Annotated in this window: 14 protein-coding genes; 10 read left to right on the top strand and 4 right to left on the bottom strand. The window is 69.6% G+C overall.

Translation table 11 applies throughout. The features are described 5' to 3' along the window. Positions 1-75 precede the first annotated feature (75 nt). Entirely contained in the window at positions 76-2,376 is a 2,301-nt protein-coding gene (locus G9Q41_RS22205) for a glycosyltransferase family 39 protein (protein WP_165631427.1), read from the bottom strand. Next, positions 2,373-3,626: a bifunctional glycosyltransferase family 2/GtrA family protein gene (locus G9Q41_RS02415; protein WP_165631426.1), complete on the bottom strand. Its 1,254-nt coding sequence runs from the start codon at positions 3,624-3,626 to the stop codon at positions 2,373-2,375. Before G9Q41_RS02415 ends, G9Q41_RS22205 begins: the two co-directional genes overlap by 4 nt. Before the next feature lie 293 nt (positions 3,627-3,919). Here G9Q41_RS02415 and G9Q41_RS02420 point away from each other — a divergent pair, with 293 nt between their 5' ends. After that, entirely contained in the window at positions 3,920-4,900 is a 981-nt protein-coding gene (locus G9Q41_RS02420; RefSeq protein WP_245695602.1) for a DUF4185 domain-containing protein, read from the top strand. 176 nt (positions 4,901-5,076) lie between these two features. On the opposite strand, the gene G9Q41_RS02425 is transcribed toward G9Q41_RS02420, so the two are convergent. Next, on the bottom strand, positions 5,077-6,504 hold the full coding sequence (locus G9Q41_RS02425) for a glycoside hydrolase family 28 protein (RefSeq protein WP_207630390.1): 1,428 nt from the start codon (positions 6,502-6,504) through the stop codon (positions 5,077-5,079). 366 nt (positions 6,505-6,870) lie between these two features. Between G9Q41_RS02425 and G9Q41_RS02430 the strand changes: the two genes are divergently transcribed. The 7 genes from G9Q41_RS02430 to G9Q41_RS02460 all read left to right on the top strand — a co-directional run bounded on the left by G9Q41_RS02430 (position 6,871) and on the right by G9Q41_RS02460 (position 13,715). Then, entirely contained in the window at positions 6,871-7,875 is a 1,005-nt protein-coding gene (locus G9Q41_RS02430; protein ID WP_165631425.1) for a LacI family DNA-binding transcriptional regulator, read from the top strand. A gap of 253 nt (positions 7,876-8,128) precedes the next feature. Beyond that, positions 8,129-8,704, top strand: a complete 576-nt coding sequence (locus tag G9Q41_RS02435) for a TRAP transporter small permease (protein ID WP_165631424.1) — start codon at positions 8,129-8,131, stop codon at positions 8,702-8,704. Further along, entirely contained in the window at positions 8,701-9,999 is a 1,299-nt protein-coding gene (locus tag G9Q41_RS02440) for a TRAP transporter large permease (protein ID WP_165631423.1), read from the top strand. The genes G9Q41_RS02435 and G9Q41_RS02440 overlap by 4 nt, the downstream gene beginning before the upstream one ends. A 37-nt stretch (positions 10,000-10,036) precedes the next feature. Next, complete coding sequence (locus G9Q41_RS02445) at positions 10,037-11,062, top strand: TRAP transporter substrate-binding protein (protein WP_092521269.1); 1,026 nt, start codon at positions 10,037-10,039, stop codon at positions 11,060-11,062. A gap of 138 nt (positions 11,063-11,200) precedes the next feature. After that, on the top strand, positions 11,201-12,079 hold the full coding sequence (locus G9Q41_RS02450; RefSeq protein ID WP_092521267.1) for an NAD(P)-dependent oxidoreductase: 879 nt from the start codon (positions 11,201-11,203) through the stop codon (positions 12,077-12,079). Positions 12,080-12,178: 99 nt separating this feature from the next. Then, the gene (locus G9Q41_RS02455; protein ID WP_092521265.1) at positions 12,179-13,246 is read left to right on the top strand and encodes a mandelate racemase/muconate lactonizing enzyme family protein; all 1,068 of its coding nucleotides are present in this window, start codon (positions 12,179-12,181) and stop codon (positions 13,244-13,246) included. Positions 13,247-13,406: 160 nt separating this feature from the next. Further along, positions 13,407-13,715, top strand: a complete 309-nt coding sequence (locus G9Q41_RS02460) for a DUF2218 domain-containing protein (protein WP_165631422.1) — start codon at positions 13,407-13,409, stop codon at positions 13,713-13,715. A gap of 215 nt (positions 13,716-13,930) precedes the next feature. Here the strand turns inward: G9Q41_RS02460 and G9Q41_RS02465 are convergent, their stop codons facing one another. Next, complete coding sequence (locus tag G9Q41_RS02465) at positions 13,931-14,629, bottom strand: GPR1/FUN34/YaaH family transporter (RefSeq protein WP_092521261.1); 699 nt, start codon at positions 14,627-14,629, stop codon at positions 13,931-13,933. A 200-nt stretch (positions 14,630-14,829) separates the two neighbouring features. Between G9Q41_RS02465 and G9Q41_RS02470 the strand changes: the two genes are divergently transcribed. Both G9Q41_RS02470 and G9Q41_RS02475 read left to right on the top strand, forming a co-directional pair. After that, on the top strand, positions 14,830-15,267 hold the full coding sequence (locus G9Q41_RS02470; protein WP_092521259.1) for a heme-binding protein: 438 nt from the start codon (positions 14,830-14,832) through the stop codon (positions 15,265-15,267). Between the two features lie 19 nt (positions 15,268-15,286). After that, complete coding sequence (locus tag G9Q41_RS02475; RefSeq protein WP_165631421.1) at positions 15,287-16,429, top strand: glutathione-independent formaldehyde dehydrogenase; 1,143 nt, start codon at positions 15,287-15,289, stop codon at positions 16,427-16,429. Positions 16,430-16,626: the final 197 nt, after the last annotated feature.

The following is a 16,626-nucleotide window of genomic DNA, read 5'->3' on the forward strand; positions in this document are numbered from 1 at the left end:
TCCGAAGGGGCGGGAGGGCACCTCCCCGAAAGGTGCCCTCCCGCCCCGTTCACTCGCACGAGCCACTCACGCGGTTCACTCACAGCGGTAGAGCTCTTGGGAGCTGTCGGAGGAACCGCCCCAGGTCTGCGGATCGACCGAGGTGCAGTTGCTCTCCACCCACTGCTGGCGTTCGGAGCGCGCGTTGCCGCCCATTCCGGGCATCGCCCCCGAACCCCCGCTCGAATCCTGCGAATTCTCCTGCGAGTTCCCCTGCGAATTCCCTCCGGGAGGACCACCTCCCATTCCCCCGCCGAGCAGCACGAAACCGAGCCGCCCCGAGTCCTGCCACTCGGTCAGCTGCTCCACCGACGGGGCGTCATCGGAACCGGTGAATCCACCCATCCCGACCACGGTCACATCGGAGTTGATGATGTAGGAGGTCGCCGACATCGCCCCGCCTTCCACGGCCAGCGGGATGTCGCGGTCACCGGCGTTGGTCCGCACGTAGTCGAGCAGTGCCCGCTGCTGCTCACTCAGCGAAGCACCCCCGCCCGGCCCGCCCGAGCCGCCACGCATTCCCGAACCGGACCGTCCGCCGCCGTTCGAAGGCCCACCGGCCTCCTGCGAGTCGTCCCCGTCGGACGTCCCGTCGTCGGACCCCGTCCCGCCGGAACCGTCCGGTGGTGTGCCTCCCTGGCCGGGCATGCCCCCCTGTCCGGAGGCATCGCCTCCGCCGAAGCCTCCGCGGCCACCAGGACCACCGGACCCACCGGGGCCACCACCGCCGAACATGCCCGTCGCCGGGCCTGCCGTGGGATTCGTTCCCCCCATCGCCTGAGTCGAGGAGAAGGCACCGATCGCCGACCACGCCGCGGGGACCGTCAGCACGGCGGCCAGGCCCAGCGCCAGCCCGCCACGCGCGATCCCGCTGCGGCCGTTCCGCCCGAGCAGCAGCGCCAGCAGCGCGAGCACCCCGAACCCGACGGCGAGGTATCCGGCCCAGCGGTTCCAGTCCGGGTTGCGCGCGACCAGCTCCAGAGCCCAGGCGACGCTGAGCGCCACCCCGAGCGGCAGCAACCACCACGCCTTGCCGGAAGGCTCCCGGTACCAGTGCCAGAACCGCACGATCCCCGCCCCGACCAGGGCGCCGATCGCGGGAGCGATCATCGTCGTGTAGTAGGGGTGCATGGTGCCCTGGGCGTAGCTCAGCGTTCCGGCCACGACGATCAGCCAGCCGCTCCACAGCACCCAGCCCGCGAGGCGGTCGCGGTCGACGGCGGCACCGGAACGCAGCCGCAGGATCCCCGCGACCAGCATCGCGACCAGCACCAGCCCGCACAGCGGGAGCAGCCAGCTGATCTGCCCACCCAGGGTGTCCCCGAACATGCGCAGCAGCCCGGGGTCACCGCCGAAACCGGCACCACCACCGGGAGGGCCTCCGTCCGCGCCACCGGCGGAACCGCCGGAACCGCCGGCAGCACCGGGAGCTCCGGAAGCACCACCGGGACCACCACCACCGGGACCACCACCACCGGGACCACCACCGCCGGGGCCACCACCGCCACCGCGGTTCTCACCGAAGATCCGGCCGAACCCGTTGTAGCCGAACACCAGGTCCCACGCCGAACCGTTCTCGCTGCCACCGATGTAGGGCTTGGGCTCGGGCCACAACGCGGTCGCGGCGACCCACCAGAAGGAGGAGACCACCAGCACGACGGCGGCCCCGGCCAGGTCGACGGCCTTGCGCACCCACGAGCTCCGGCCACCGATCAGGTAAGCCGCCACGAAGGCGGGCAGCACCATCCAGGCCTGCAACATCTTGGTCGTGAAACCGCAGCCGACCAGGAAGGCGGCCAGCAGCAGCCACGAGGTGGCCCGCTGCCCACCGCAGGCACGCGTCATCGCGTAGGCGGCGGCCACGACCAGCAGCACCAGCAGGGTGTCCGGGTTGTTGTCGCGGTTGATCATCACCGTGATCGGGGTCAGCGCCAGGACCAGCGCCGCGATCAGCGCCGCGTGCTCACCCGCCCAGCGCCGGATCGTGCGGTGCAGCAGGAACACCGCCGCCACCCCGAAAAGGGCCTGGGGGAACAGCACCGCGAACTGGTTGTAGCCGAACACCTTCACCGACAGCACCTGCGCCCACAGGGCCATCGGCGGTTTGTCCACGGTCACCACACCCGCCGGGTCCAGACTTCCGAAGAAGAAGTTCTCGAAGCCGGTCGACATCGACTTGACCGCGGCCGAGTAGTAGGTGTTGCCCCAGGAGTCGCCGATGCCCCACAGGTGGAGCAGGGCGGCCAGAGCGCAGATCCCGGTCAGCGCCCACGGCTGCCAACGGCGCCCGGAACGTGATGCGATCGGGGTGTCGGTCGGTTCGACCACACTCGTCATGATTCCTCTTCCTCTGTGGAGGCCGGGGTGCGGAACACCCACGACCGCAGCAGTACGAAGCGCAACGCGGTTCCGACCACGGAGGAGACCACCAGCACCAGCACTTCCAACCAGCGTGACGGGTCGGGATTCGCGGCCTGCAGGGCCAGCAACGCCCCCGAGGTGACCACGTAGTACAGGGCGAACACGATCAACCCCTGCAGGTGGATGCGCCCGGCCGAACCCGACTGGTTCAGGAACGTGAAACGCCGGTTCGCCTCGGTGTTCCACAAGGTGGTCAGCACCAGCGCGACCAGGTTGGCCACCAGCGGCGGCCACCAGCCGCGCAGCAGCGCGTACAGCACGGCCGTGATCCCGGTGGACAGCGCACCGATGGCTCCGAAGGACACGACCTGCCACAGCAGCCCGTTCTTCGGTTCGGCCAGCACCGCCCGCGGGTGCGCGGCCTGCGGAGCGGGGCGTCGGGGCAGGCCGGACACCCGGCCCGTGCCGGTGGCCTTGGCGCGGGCCACGCGCACCAGCCCCGAGATGTCGTCGAGCGCGGTGCGCACCACGTCGACCCTGGTGTCGACGTCCTCCACCCAGTCGACCGGCACCTCGTGCACCCGCAGCCCGTTGTACTCGGCCAGCAGCAGCAGTTCGGTGTCGAAGAACCAGGAGTCGTCCCGCACCCGCTCGAGCAGCGGGCGCACCACGTCGGTGCGCACGGCTTTGAATCCGCACTGGGCGTCGGAGAAGCGAGCACCGTGCGTCCAGCGGATGATCTTGTTGTAGCAGCGCGAGATCAGCTCACGCTTCCCGCCGCGCACGGTCCTGGCGTTGGGAGCCAGCCGGGAACCGATCGCGAGATCGGAGTGCCCGTTGACCAGCGGCGCCACCAGCGGGAGCAGCCCGTTCAGCCCGGTGGACAGATCGACGTCCATGTACACGACCACATCGGCGTCGCTGTAGCCCCACGCCGTGCGCAACGCCAGCCCACGCCCCTTGCTGTCCAGGTGCAGCACCCGCACCCGGTCCGAGCGCTCGGCCAGCTCGTGCGCCACCCGCAGCGTGGCGTCCGTGCTCGCGTTGTCGACCACCGTGACGCACCACTGGAACGGGAAGCCCTCCGCCAGGTGCCGCTGCAACACCTCCAGGCACCCCGGCAGCGCCCCTTCCTCGTTGTGGACCGGGATCACCACGTCCACCAGCGCGGTCCGCTGCGCCGCCGGCGCCTCGGATCCGGTGACGGCCTGCGACACGCCTGTCATCCCCACCACCTCTCTTCCGATTGATCCGAGAACCATTCCGCCAGAGGGACGTGCGAACGGACTGGAAAAGAGCTGGGAAAAAGCTGGAAACCGCGGACCTCGCGAAGCGGACCACCCCGACGCTGGAACACCTCCCGGACCGGCAGGCCCGGCGGGCTCGCGAACGCACGAGCCCGACTCCCCGAACGACTGGTTCTGCGCCTCACCCCGGCGCGGGGGCACGACTCCGGACGGGGATGGTGGTCCAGGATGAGGTCGAAACGCGCAACCGAGCTCGAAGGAGCGTGAGAGCGGTGCACAAGGTCGGGGACCTGACCGGGCCGGGGCTGACGGACCGCTTCGGGATCGGCGGAACGGACCTGGGCGTGCTGACCACCGCCCCCGACGGACGACTGGTGGCGGTGCTCGGCGACACTTTCGAACGCCCCGGTGTGGGAGGCCCCGGGTGGCGCTCACCGGTGGTGCTCTTCGCCGATCCGGCCTCGGTGCGCACCGGGCTCACCTGGACCGGGTCCACCGGAGCTCGCGACTACGCGGAGCAGGCGCTGCCCTACCACCACGACTCGATCATCCACGGGGTCCGGGTGAGCACCGTGATCCCGACCGACGTCATCACGATCGGCGGGACCATGTACCTGCACGTGATGGTCTGCGAAGGCATCGGCAACGTGCACTGGACCGAAGTGCACCGCTCCACCGACAACGGCGCGACCTGGACGCACACCGGAACCACCTGGCCCGGCGACCACCACGGCGGCCTGTTCCAGATGCTCACCTGGGCTCAGGGGGCTGACGGCTACGTCTACGCGTTCTCCACCGGGTTCCAACGCGACCGGGGGCTCATCCTGCAGCGCGTGCCCGCCGACCGGATCACCGAACCGGAGGCCTGGCAGGGTTGGGGCTTCCGGGACGGCGCGTGGGCGTGGGGAAATCCGCCGACCGTGGCCCTGACCGGTGCGCACGGCGAGCTGTGCCTGCGCCCCCTGCCGGACCGGTGGCTGCTGTCCTTCTTCGACGCGGGCAACTACCGCATCGACGCGCTCGAGCTCGAGCACCCGACCTCGAACCTCTACGAGGCGCGCCGCACCACGCTGCTGCGCGGAACCGCCTGGGACGGCGAGAACCACGCCACCGGGCACGTGGCCCAGCTCTACGGTGCCTACCTGGTCCCCGGCTCCACACCGGACGAGCTGCACCTGCTGGTCAGCCAGTGGAACACCGAGCGGAACTGGCCCTACCGGGTGATGCAGTTCGCGGGCAGCCTGCCCCGATGAAGCCTGTAGCCGCCCGGCGAGTGCGTCCCGGCGGGCCGAGCAGAACGGCGCTGGTCCGGTCCGGTCGAGCCGGCCGGACCGGCTGGGCGCTCACGCGCGGTGCGGCCGGGGACTGTCGACCGCACCGCACGCGCGCCGACCGCTGACCGGGACCACCACCGGAAGGTGCGCTCCCGTCACGCGCCCTCGTTCACCGTCTCGTCGTAGTGCTCACCGTTGATGTCGACGTCGTCCAGCCGCAGGTTCCGGACGTGCTCCAGCTCCATCGGCGTGCCCACCTCGCTGAAGCTGGAGTCGGAGACGGTCACGTCGCTGACCGGTGAGCGCTCGTAGCCCTTCAGGTACAGCGCGAACTCACCGCCCACGCTGTGCACGTCCGAGATGTTGATGTCCCGCACGGCGGGGGTGTGCTCGCCCGCGTCGCCCTCCTCGTACTGGAAGTTCACCCGGATGACCTCACCACCGATCTCGGGAACGTCGTTGCTGCGGAAGTAAACGTGCTCGACCACACCACCGCGCACCGAGTTGGTCTTGACCCGCAGCGCCCGGTCGAGGTTCGGGCTGCTCATCGTGTTGTTCTCGGCCACCACGTTGCGCACGCCGCCGGTCATCTCGCTTCCGATGGTGACCCCGCCGTGTCCGCTCCGCATGTGGTTGTCGTGGACCAGGATGTTCTCACTGGGCACGTCGATGCGCCTGCCGTCGGCGTTGCGCCCGGACTTGACGGCTATGCAGTCGTCGCCGTTGTTGAACCGCGAATTCTTGATCACGACGTTCTCGCTGGACTCGGGGTCCACCCCGTCGCTGTTCGGCCCGTTCGGACTGTCCAGGTTCACGTTGTCGACGGTCACGTTCTCGGACAGCACCGGATGGATCATCCACATCGGCGAGTTGGTCAGCGTCACGTCCCGGACCAGGATGTTCGAGCTGTTGTAGAACTGCACGAAATTCGGGCGCAGCTTGCTGTCGGCGCCGAAGTCACGCTGCTCGACCGGGACACCGCTCTCGGCCATCTCGAACAGCGCGTCGCGGTCCTCGGTCTCGATCACACCGCCGTGACCGTTGGACCGCTGCTTCCACGGCCACCAGTGGTCCTCGTCCGCCTGGCCGTCGAGCGTGCCGGATCCGGTGATGGCGACGTTGGTGACGTCCTTGGCGTAGATGAACGGCGAGTAGTTGTACAGCTCGACGCCCTCCCAGCGGGTGTGCACGGCAGGCAGGTAGTCTTCGCGGTCCTGACTGAAGCGAACCGTGGCTCCCGCGCCGACGTGCAGGTTGACGTCGCTGCGCAGGTGGATCGCCCCGGTGAGGAACTCCCCCTCCGGGAAGATCACCGTTCCGCCCTTGACCGAGGCCGCCTCGATCGCCTCGGCGATGGCTGCGGTGCTCTCGCGCTGGCCGGTGGGGTCGGCTCCGAAATCGACCACGTTGAACGGCCGCGCGGGGATCCTGGGCGGCTTCACCTGCTTGGTGATCTCCTTCGCCAGCTGGTCCCCCGGCGATCTCTCGTGGGCCGGGTCGGCGGCCGCGCCGGACATCGGGACTGCGAATCCGAGCGCGAGCGCACCGAGGACGGCCAGGAATCGGGTGCGCAACCTGAGCATTCCTTCTCCTCGACGGGTCCTTCTGCCGCTGTCCCGGATCGCTCGTGTCCACAGCACCGGGACCACGGTGTGACGCCGGCCTCACTCTAGAAACCGGTTTCTCGACTAAACTCTTCGCCGCCCCCGATGTCAACACCGATCACCTCCGGTACGGCCCTCCTCGAGGGCGCACCACCCCGGTACCGGTGTTCCCCAGGAGTTCCTGACCGGGCACGTTCCGCCGAGGGCGGGATAATGTAGCTTGAGGAGCACGGGGGAACGCGCACCGGAAACCCGGGGAAATCGGTTTCCGAGCAGCGTTCCGGCCGCACAGCAGCAGGACCGCCGTCGCGAGCACGGCCGAGAACGGAAGCGGAGGACGGTCTCATGGGGTCTGGGGACCGCCCCGACACTGTGACCATTCATCAGGTGGCCAAGGCCGCGCGGGTCTCCCCGGCCACCGTCTCCCGGGTCATGAACCGCAGGCAGTCGGTGGATCCCGAACTGGCCCGACGGGTGCAGCAGGTCGCGGCCTCGCTGGGTTACCAGCCCAACGCCGTGGCCAGGGGACTGGCACGCGGACGCACCGGGGTCATCGCGGTCATCGTTCCGGACCTGGGCAACCCGATGTTCCAGTCCGTGCTGCGCGGAGTCAGCAGGGCGGCGGGCAACGAGGACTACCGCGTGCTGGTCACCGACAGTCACGAGTTCCCGCTGGAGGAGACGCTGCTCTCCTGGGAAACCCGCCTCCGCGCGGACGGCCTCGTGCTGTGCGCACCGCGCACCCACGACCAGGAACTGCTCGGCATCGCCGGGAAGCTGGAGCCGTTCGTGCTGGTGAACCGGCACGTCGACGGCATGAACGTGCCCACGGTCAGCGTGGACTACGCCTCCGGGGTCCGCGCCGTCGTCGCGCACCTGGCCTGGTTGGGCCACACCAGGGTGGCCTACCTGTCCGGCCCCGTGGCCAGCACGTCCAATCAGGAGCGCCTGGAGTCCCTCCACGAAGCGACGCACGAGCGCATGACCCTGGACGTGATCGAGTGCGGCTCGATGCACGAGGACGGCTACGAGGCGGCCGACCGGGCACTGGCCACCGGGGCCACGGCGGTGATCGGCTACAACGACGTGGTCGCGCTGGGCGCGCTCGGCAAGCTCCACGAGATCGGGGTCGCGGTGCCGAACGACATCAGCGTGGTCGGCTTCGACGACATCCCCTTCGCCCGCTACTGCGCCCCCAGGCTGACCACCGTCTCCGTTCCGCAGGAGGAGCTGGGGCTGCAGGCCTGGAACCGGCTCTCCGCGCTGCTGCACGACCACGCGCTGCCCGCCGATGTGTGCTTCACTCCCCGGCTGGAGGTGCGCGGCAGCACCGGCCCGGTGGCACGCTGACGCTCCCGGGCTCCGCAGCACCCCGGAAACCGGCACGCCTCCCCTTCCTCATCACCCCACGTAAGCACGCATCGTGTTCGCACGACTGCAATTCCACTCGTTCAGGGGTACCGAACAGCTCGCTCACGCTCCGGCGAACACATTCAGGGGTTGACACTCGGCCCGCCCCGGCTAGCCTAGAAACCGGTTTCTGAGTTGTGTTGCCCGCCACACCGGGCAGTCACGCGAAGCGAAGCACTGATCGGAGACAACGATGTCGCAGCCGGCCTCGCCCCACCCCGTGGCCGCTCGGATGCACCGGATGACGCTGCGCACCCTGGACGGGATCACCGACGTGCTGACCACGACCGCGCTGGCCGCGATGGTCGTGGTCATCTCGTGGCAGGTGTTCTGCCGCTTCGTGCTGCAGTTCACCCCGGGCTGGTCCTCCGAAACGGCCCTGCTGTTGCTGGCCTGGCTGGCTCTGCTCGGGATCGCCACGGGCATCCGCGACCACGGACACATCGCGCTCGGGGTGCTCGTCGACCGCCTGCCCCGCCCCGCACGGGTGGTGATCGGCCGACTGGCACCGGCGCTGATGGTGCTGTTCGGGATCTACCTGGTGCAGCAGGGCAGCGAGTTCACCCGGCTCATGGCGAGCTCCACCCTGCCCGCCACCGGGCTGCCCACCTCGGTGCGCTACGCGGCCATGCCCGTGGCGGGAGTGCTGATCACCTGCTACAGCGGCCTGCACCTGTTCGGGCTGCTTCCGGAGAGGCAGCCGACGCGACCGGACGCGGCGACGGCGAACGACCCCGGCGGCGACCGTGACGACGAGGAACACACATGAGCATCGACCCCGTAGCGGTCAGCATCCTCTTCGGCGGGTTCGTCGTACTGTTGCTGCTGCGCGTACCGATAGCGCTGGCACTGGCCGCCTCCTCGGTGAGCGCGGCGCTGTGGCTGGGACTGCCACTGCCGGTGATCGGGCAGAAGCTGATCCAGGCGCTGAACTCCTTCCCCCTGCTGGCGATCCCGTTCTTCATCCTCGCCGGCGAGGTGATGTCCAGCGGGGGCGTCGCCCGCAGGCTCATCGACCTGGCCAACGTCATCGTGGGGCACTTCCGCGGCGGGCTCGCGATGCTCAACGTGGTGGCCAGCACCTTCTTCGGCGGGATCTCCGGCTCGGCCGTGGCCGACACCTCCTCGGTGGGCTCGGTGATGCTGCCCATGATGCGCAAGCAGGGCTATCCCGCCCACTACTCCGTGGGCGTGACCGTTTCCAGCGCGGCGCAGGGCGTGCTCATACCGCCGAGCCACAACATGATCATCTTCGCGCTCGCCGCAGGCGGCGGTGTCTCGATCGGTGGCGTGTTCATGGCCGGTCTGCTCCCCGGCATCGCCGTCGGCGTGCTGCTGCTGATCATCTGCGCCCTGCTGGCCCAGCGCCACGGCCACCCGAAGGGTGAGCGCATCTCCGCGGCGGAGGTCCCGCGCGTGATCTGGCAGGGGTCACTCGGCCTGCTCACCCCGATCATCGTGATCGGCGGCATCCTCAGCGGCGTGTTCACCGCCACCGAGTCGGCGGCCGTCGCCTGCGTGTGGGCGATCGTGATCACTTTCGGGGTGTACCGCGAGGTCCCGCTGCGCGCGTTGCCCGGGATGCTGCGCCGCTCGATGAGCACGCTGTCCACGGTGCTGTTCCTGATCGCCGCAGCGGGCGCCTACGGCTACCTGCTCACCGTGATGGGCGTCCCCGAAGCACTCACCCGGGCGATTCTGTCCGTTTCGGACAACACCGCGGTCGTGCTGCTGCTGTGCAACGTGCTGCTGCTGGCGCTCGGGGCGGTGATGGACATGGCCCCGCTCATCCTGATCACCACACCGATCCTGCTCCCGGTGGTCACCTCGGTGGGCATGGACCCGATGCAGTTCGGCGTCATGCTGATCCTCAACCTCGCGATCGGACTGATCACCCCGCCGGTGGGCAGCGTGCTGTTCGTCGGCTCGGCCCTGGGCGGCATCCGCGTGGAACGCGCCGTGAAAGGCGTGCTCCCGTTCTACGTCCCGCTGCTGATCGCGCTGCTGCTGATCACCTTCGTCCCGCAGATCTCGCTGTTCGTCCCACGAATGCTCGGTTTCTGACCCGCGAGCATTCCGGTCCCCCTCGAAAGGAGTACCCGTGTTCCGAGGAAACGGCTCCCCCGACAAACGCGGATCACGGTTGGCCGCGCTGCTCGCGGCGGCAGCGGTGCTGACGCTGACCCTGGCCGGGTGCGGCGGCTCCGCGGCCGGCGGCAGCGTCAGCTGGCGCCTCGCCGAGACCCACCCGCGCGACTACCCCACCACCCAGGCCGACATCTGGTTCGCCGACCAGCTGCGCGAACGCACCAACGGACGCATCGACATCGAGGTGTTCCCGGACGCCCAGCTCGGGGAGGAACGCGACGTGATGGAGCAGGTCAAGCTCGGCTCGGTCGAGATGACCAGAACCAACGCCAACCTCGTCACCGAATTCGTCTCCTCCTGGGAGGCCTTCGGCATCCCGTACGTGTTCGACGACGAACAGCACTTCTGGAACTTCCTCAACGGCCCCGGTGGGAAGCGCAAGCTCGAGGAGCTGAACCAGGCCGGCTACGTGGGACTGACCTACTACGACTCCGGAGCACGCAACTTCTACACCGGCAGCGGCCCCGTCGAAGAACCCTCCGACCTGCACGGGCAGAACATCCGCGTGCAACCGGGTTCGCTGACCTCCGAGATGGTCGAGGCCATGGGCGGATCGGCCACCACCATGAACTTCAGCGAGGTCTACAGCGGACTCGAGACCGGAGTCATCGACGGGGCCGAGAACAACCTGCCCAGCTACGTCTCCACCGGGCACTACGAGGTCGCCGACGACATCACCATGGACAAGCACCAGCGGGTTCCCGAAGTGCTGATGGTGGGCCAGCAGGTCTGGAACCAGCTCGGGCAGCAGGACAAGGAGCTCGTCCGCGAGGTGGCCGAGGAATCCACCGAGGTCCAACGCGACCTCTGGAAGAAGGAGGTCGAAAAAGCCCGCCAGACCCTCGAGCAGGAAGGCGTCGACATCCACGACGTGGACACGGCGAAGTTCCGCGCGGCGGTGAGCGGAATGATCGACAAGTACGAGGGGCGGTTCGGTGACTTCACCTCGGCCGTGGACGAGGCGCGGAACACCGACTGATCGAGATCTCCCCGCCCGTGCCGCGGGGACCACGCGACAGGACCCGGCGGGAACACGTCCCGCACACCGGCCAGGACCGGTCAACCCCGCCGAACGCACAGGTCCGCAACGAACAGCTACTTCCCGAGGAGAGAACCCATGCGCGTGCTGGTAACCGGAGGATCGGGCAGGCTCGGCGGCAGCGTGCTCGACGAACTCGCCGACGCGGGCAACGAAACGGTCTGCGTCGACACCCAGCAGTCCGGCGGTCGCTCCGGGCACGGCGTCTTCCCCGCCGATCTCACCGACCCCGGCGACTGCTACTCCACGATCGCCCACTTCCGCCCGGACGCCGTCGTGCACCTCGCCGCGATCCCCGCACCGTTCCTGCGCAGCGAGATCGAAACCTTCCGCACGAACAGCGCACTCGCCTTCAACGTGTGCCAGGCCGCGCACGACCTGGGCGTCGGCACCGTGCTGGTGGCCAGCAGCCCCACCGTGATGGGCTACGGCAACCCCGGGGGCTGGCGCCCCGAGTACCTGCCGTTCGACGAGGAGCACCCGGTCGCTCCGTGGAACTCCTACACCCTGTCCAAGACCTCCGCCGAACAGATCGTCCGCGGCTTCGCCTCCCGGGGCAGCGGGGTGTTCCACTCCTTCCGCCCCTGCTTCGTCGTGGCCCCCGAGGACTGGCGGGGAGCCCCCATCCAGGACGGAAGCACCATCCACAACAGACTGAACAAGCCGGAGCTGGCCGCGGCCTCCCTGTTCAACTACGTCGACGCCAGGGACGCGGCCGAATTCGTCCGGATGCTGCTGGAGCAGGGCGGAAACATCCCCAACGGGCAGACGTTCTTCGTCACCGGGCCCGACGCGCTGGCCCGGGAACCACTGAGCGAACTGCTGCCCCGCCACACCCCCGTCCCCGCCGCGACGGCAAGCGGGCTGACCGGCACGAAACCGGCGTTCGACTACGGCAAGGCCCAGCGGCTGCTGGGGTGGCACCCCCGGCGCAGCTGGCACACCGAGCTGTCCTGACCACCCGCGCCCGCGGTGCGGCCACCCCACCGCGGGCCCCGGCCACCAGCACACCCGGCCCGTTCGGCGGAGCGGGCCCGAGCGAAGCGGACGAGCGGCATGCGAATCACCGACGTCGACTGCACCACGCGACGGTTACCCCTGCACGAGACCTGGGACGGTGGGCTGGACCACCACGACGTCCTGATCACCCGGGTGCGCACCGACACCGGCCCCACCGGGATCGGCCTCGGATGGACCCCGCGCATCGGAGCCGGGGCGATGCGAGCGATCGTCACCGAGGAGTGCACCCCGGTGCTGCGCGGCCACCTGCCGGATCCGGCCCCACGCTGGCGGCAGCTGTACGACCGACTGCACGAAGCAGGCCCCGAGGGAATCACCGCCATGGCGCTGGCCTCGATCGACATCGCGCTGTGGGACCTGCGGGCCAAGTCGCTGGAGCTGAGCCTGGTCGACCTGCTCGGCAGGCACCGCGACTCGGTCCCCGCCTACGCCAGCGGCGTCAACCTGGACAAACCCCTGGACGAACTGCTGGCGCAGGTGCGCGGCATGCTGGACGCGGGCCACACCGCGCTGAAACTCAAGGTCGGATCGACCGATCCGGAGCGCGATGTCGAACGCGTGGGCAGGGTGCGGGAACTGCTCGGCCCCAGCGGCAGGCTCATGCTGGACGCCAACCAGCGCTGGGACCTGCCCACCGCCCAACGCGCGATCGACGCCCTGTCCCGGTTCGACCCGCACTGGATCGAGGAACCGCTGCCCGCCGACGACTTCCCCGCCCACGCGCGACTGCGCGCCCGCACCAGCGTCCCGTTCGCGATCGGCGAGAACCTCCGCAGCGTGCGCCGGTTCCGCGACGCGCTCACCAGCGGGATCTGCGACGTGGCCCAGCCCAACGTGGTGCGGGTCGGCGGCATCACCCCGTTCCTGCGCATCGCGGAACTGGCGGCCACCTTCGACGTTCCGGTGGCACCGCACCTGCTGCCGGAGCTGTCCGGCCAGCTGGCGCTGTGCGTGCCGCTGGCGGGGATGGTCGAAGACATCGACCGGGCGAGCCTGCACGAGCTCGGCGCGCTGGCCCGCCCGAGCGGAGTGCGGGTCGACGCGGAAGGGGCTCGCGCCGACACCGCCCCCGGAAACGGGCTGGCGTTCGACTTCTCCGACTGAGCCCGCACGGCGCATCGTGTGCCCGGCCGGTCCGGATAGCCCTCCGGAACTCGGCCTACACTGCACCGGGGGAGTGAACATCTCGTCGCGGGCGCGGGGACCGCTCCGGGCCCGCGGGAACTCTCCGCGCAACACATCATCACCCGAGAAGAGGGACACGATGCCGCAGGCACACGCGGAAGTCCGCACCGAGCGCGCCCAGCGCTACCTCAAGCAGCTCGCCTCCCACATGGGAGAACGCTGCGAGATCACCGAGGAGACCGACAGCACCCGGATCACCCTGCCGCAGGACCGGGCCACCGGGCACTGCCTGCTGACACCGCGCGCCGAGACGCTGACCCTGCACGCCGAGGCCGACACCGCCGACGACCTGGCCAGCGTGCAGGACGTCATCGGGCGCCACCTGGAGCGCTTCGGCGAGCGGGACGGGCTGACCGTCGCGTGGTCGGCGGAACAGCCGCAGCAGTAACCCCGTCCCCTCGGTGAATCGGACGACACCGCGAAACCACCACCACGAGCGGCCCCCCACCACACCAGGTCCCCCGGCGGAGACGGACGAGAGCAGCGCGCGGAACCGCCGCACGCACCACCACGAGCGAACGCGACGTCCGGTGGGCGCTCCCCACCACCACGAGCGACACTGCCACCCGGCGAACTCGCGACCGAACCGCGGGGCGAGTCGGCTCAGAGCTGCCTGCGAACCCCGGCCTCCCGGGTGACGCTGGCCGCCTGATCGACGAGATCGGTCTGCAGCGCGCGCCGTGCCTCCCCCAACCGGGGGAAGGGCAGCACGGTGCGGTGCTTGGTGTCCTCCAGGATCAGCGCCAACCCTCCGTAGAACCCCATCAGCAGCACCGCCCCGCCGACGACGGCCGAGGCGAACTGCACCGTCCCGGAGCCGGTGAACTCCTGGACGCCGTTGAGCACGTAGCGGGCCGATCCCAGCAGCACCACCGCCCCCAACAACGGCTTGCCCGCCAGCGCAACCGGGCAGAGCATCGCCAGCACCACACCGATCAGCACATCCAGCGCGCCCACCAGCGGTCTCGACGGAGCCGCGGGCGAGAGCACCGTGATCAACGCGGTGGCAGGCCACGAGAAGGCGATGAGGTTGAGCGCGGTAGCCGCGACCGGCTCGCGCCCGTGGAAGGCGAAAATCCCCGCGATCAGCTGCACCGGGAACACGAACGCCGCAAGCAGCAGGAACAGCACTCGCTCGTCGGTGTCGACCAGCAGACCGAACTGCCACAGGCTCAGCATGCCCGACCCGATGGCGAAGGCGAAGAAACCCAGCGGAAGCGGGCTCGCGATCGGCCGCAGGCTGATCCTGGTCGCCCTCTCCACCTCGCCCTCGTCCGTGCCCGCGGACCTCGTCGTAGTCATCCCCCGCCCGCGTACCCGCGCTCCACCGCGACCAATCCCGACCCGGCGCACGCGAATCCCCGCTCGGCGTGATCGGGATGTGTAACGGATCACCGATGCGGGTATCCCGCCCGCGAACCGATCGCGCCGCGGCGCTCGCCGGTGAGTGGCAGCGACGCGAACGGGCGGACACGACGAATCGGTCCGAAGGGAGTATTCGGATGGCCGGTGGCACGCCAACGGCGGACGTTACGACGGAACAGGCCAACGCGATCATCCAGGCCGGTGTGCAGAAGGCGCACGACCTGGACCTGCTCATGAACATCGCCGTGGTCGATGTGGGCGGAAACCTGAAAGCATTCACACGCATGGACGGAGCCTGGCTGGGCAGCATCGACATAGCGATCAAGAAGGCCCGCACGGCACGTCTGTTCGACATGCCCAGCGGAGACCTCGGACCCATGGCCCAACCCGGCCAGCCGCTGTACCACATCGAGTTCTCCAACGGCGGACTGATCACCTTCCCCGGCGGGATCCCCCTCGCGAACGGAAACGGCCAGGTGGTGGGTGCCGTGGGCGCCAGCGGCAGCACCGTCGACAACGATCAAGCGGTCGCCCGCGCGGGCGTCTCGGCATTCGACGCGACAGGCACGCAGTGACAACGGGGAGGCAGTGATCATGAAGGCTGTGGTGTACCAGGGTCCGTACGACGTGGCGGTGCAGGAAGTCGCCGACCCACGACTCGAGGACCCCACGGACGTGCTGGTGCGGATCACCACGAGCGCGATCTGCGGCTCGGACCTGCACATGTACGAAGGACGGACCGACGCGCAGGCGGGCATCGTCTTCGGCCACGAGAACATGGGCGTCATCCAGGAGGTCGGCTCGGCGGTGACCAGCCTGCGCCAGGGCGACCGGGTGGTGCTGCCGTTCAACGTGGCCTGCGGGTTCTGCACCAACTGCCGAGCGGGCAAGAGCGCGTTCTGCCTGACCGTCAACCCGCCGGGAGCCGGCGGTGCCTATGGCTACGTGGGCATGGGCCCCTACTCGGGAGGCCAGGCCGAGTACCTGCGCGTTCCCTTCGCCGACTACAACTGCGTGCCGCTGCCCCCGGGCGAGGAGCACGAGAGCGACTTCGCGCTGCTGGCAGACATCTTCCCCACCGGGTATCACAGCACCGTGCTGGCCGGAGTCCAACCCGGTGAGACGGTCGCCGTCTACGGGGCGGGCCCGGTCGGGTTGATGGCGGCCTACTCCGCGCTGATCAAGGGCGCCTCCCGGGTCTTCGTCGTCGACAAGGTCCCCAACCGCCTGCAGCTGGTCTCCCGGATCGGGGCCGAGCCGATCGACTACACCCGGGGCGACCCGGCCCAGCAGATCGCCGACGCGGTGCGCGACCACGGAACCGACCGGGGCATCGACGCGGTCGGCTACCAGGCCACCGCGGCCAAGGGCGAGGAACAGCCGGCCCTGGTGCTCAACCAGCTGGTCGACACCGTCCGGCCGACGGGAACGATCGGCGTGGTCGGGCTCTACCTGCCCTCCGACCCCGGCGCTCCCAACGAGAACGCCGCCAAGGGCGAACTCCTGTTCAAGATCGGACGCTACTTCGAGAAGGGGCAGAAGATGGGCACCGGCCAGGCCGATGCCAAGCAGTACGCCCACCAGCTCCGCGACATGATCATCGCGGGGCGGGCCGAGCCCGGCTTCGTCGTCTCCCAGCACCTGCCGCTGACCGGCGCGCCGGACGCGTACTCGCGCTTCGACAAGCGCGAGGAGGGCTACTCCAAGGTGCTGCTCCAGCCCGGCAAGTCGAGCTGACCAGCCCCGAAGCACCTCCGTGATCCCGCGGCCCGTCCCCCGCGCCGAGGATCACGAGCGGGGCGACGGCCGCGTTCGAAGCCCGGACCGCCACGACGGCCCGGGCTTCGAACGTCTCGGACCCGCGAACCTCCCGGCGAGACGCACGACGCACCTCCGCCCGGGAATCCGCGCCGAGCCCGCGCACGTTGGCGCCG

The organism is Actinopolyspora sp. BKK2 (assembly GCF_011291845.1).
Taxonomy (GTDB): domain Bacteria; phylum Actinomycetota; class Actinomycetes; order Mycobacteriales; family Pseudonocardiaceae; genus Actinopolyspora; species Actinopolyspora saharensis.

What these genes read in the sequence shown, in the direction of transcription:
- G9Q41_RS22205 (WP_165631427.1), bottom strand. Translation starts at nt 2,376, where the DNA reads ATGACGAGTGTGGTCGAACCGACCGACACCCCGATCGCATCACGTTCC.
- G9Q41_RS02415 (WP_165631426.1), bottom strand. Translation starts at nt 3,626, where the DNA reads ATGACAGGCGTGTCGCAGGCCGTCACCGGATCCGAGGCGCCGGCGGCG.
- G9Q41_RS02425 (WP_207630390.1), bottom strand. Translation starts at nt 6,504, where the DNA reads ATGCTCAGGTTGCGCACCCGATTCCTGGCCGTCCTCGGTGCGCTCGCG.
- G9Q41_RS02430 (WP_165631425.1), top strand. Translation starts at nt 6,871, where the DNA reads ATGGGGTCTGGGGACCGCCCCGACACTGTGACCATTCATCAGGTGGCC.
- G9Q41_RS02435 (WP_165631424.1), top strand. Translation starts at nt 8,129, where the DNA reads ATGTCGCAGCCGGCCTCGCCCCACCCCGTGGCCGCTCGGATGCACCGG.
- G9Q41_RS02440 (WP_165631423.1), top strand. Translation starts at nt 8,701, where the DNA reads ATGAGCATCGACCCCGTAGCGGTCAGCATCCTCTTCGGCGGGTTCGTC.
- G9Q41_RS02450 (WP_092521267.1), top strand. Translation starts at nt 11,201, where the DNA reads ATGCGCGTGCTGGTAACCGGAGGATCGGGCAGGCTCGGCGGCAGCGTG.
- G9Q41_RS02455 (WP_092521265.1), top strand. Translation starts at nt 12,179, where the DNA reads ATGCGAATCACCGACGTCGACTGCACCACGCGACGGTTACCCCTGCAC.
- G9Q41_RS02460 (WP_165631422.1), top strand. Translation starts at nt 13,407, where the DNA reads ATGCCGCAGGCACACGCGGAAGTCCGCACCGAGCGCGCCCAGCGCTAC.
- G9Q41_RS02465 (WP_092521261.1), bottom strand. Translation starts at nt 14,629, where the DNA reads ATGACTACGACGAGGTCCGCGGGCACGGACGAGGGCGAGGTGGAGAGG.
- G9Q41_RS02470 (WP_092521259.1), top strand. Translation starts at nt 14,830, where the DNA reads ATGGCCGGTGGCACGCCAACGGCGGACGTTACGACGGAACAGGCCAAC.
- G9Q41_RS02475 (WP_165631421.1), top strand. Translation starts at nt 15,287, where the DNA reads ATGAAGGCTGTGGTGTACCAGGGTCCGTACGACGTGGCGGTGCAGGAA.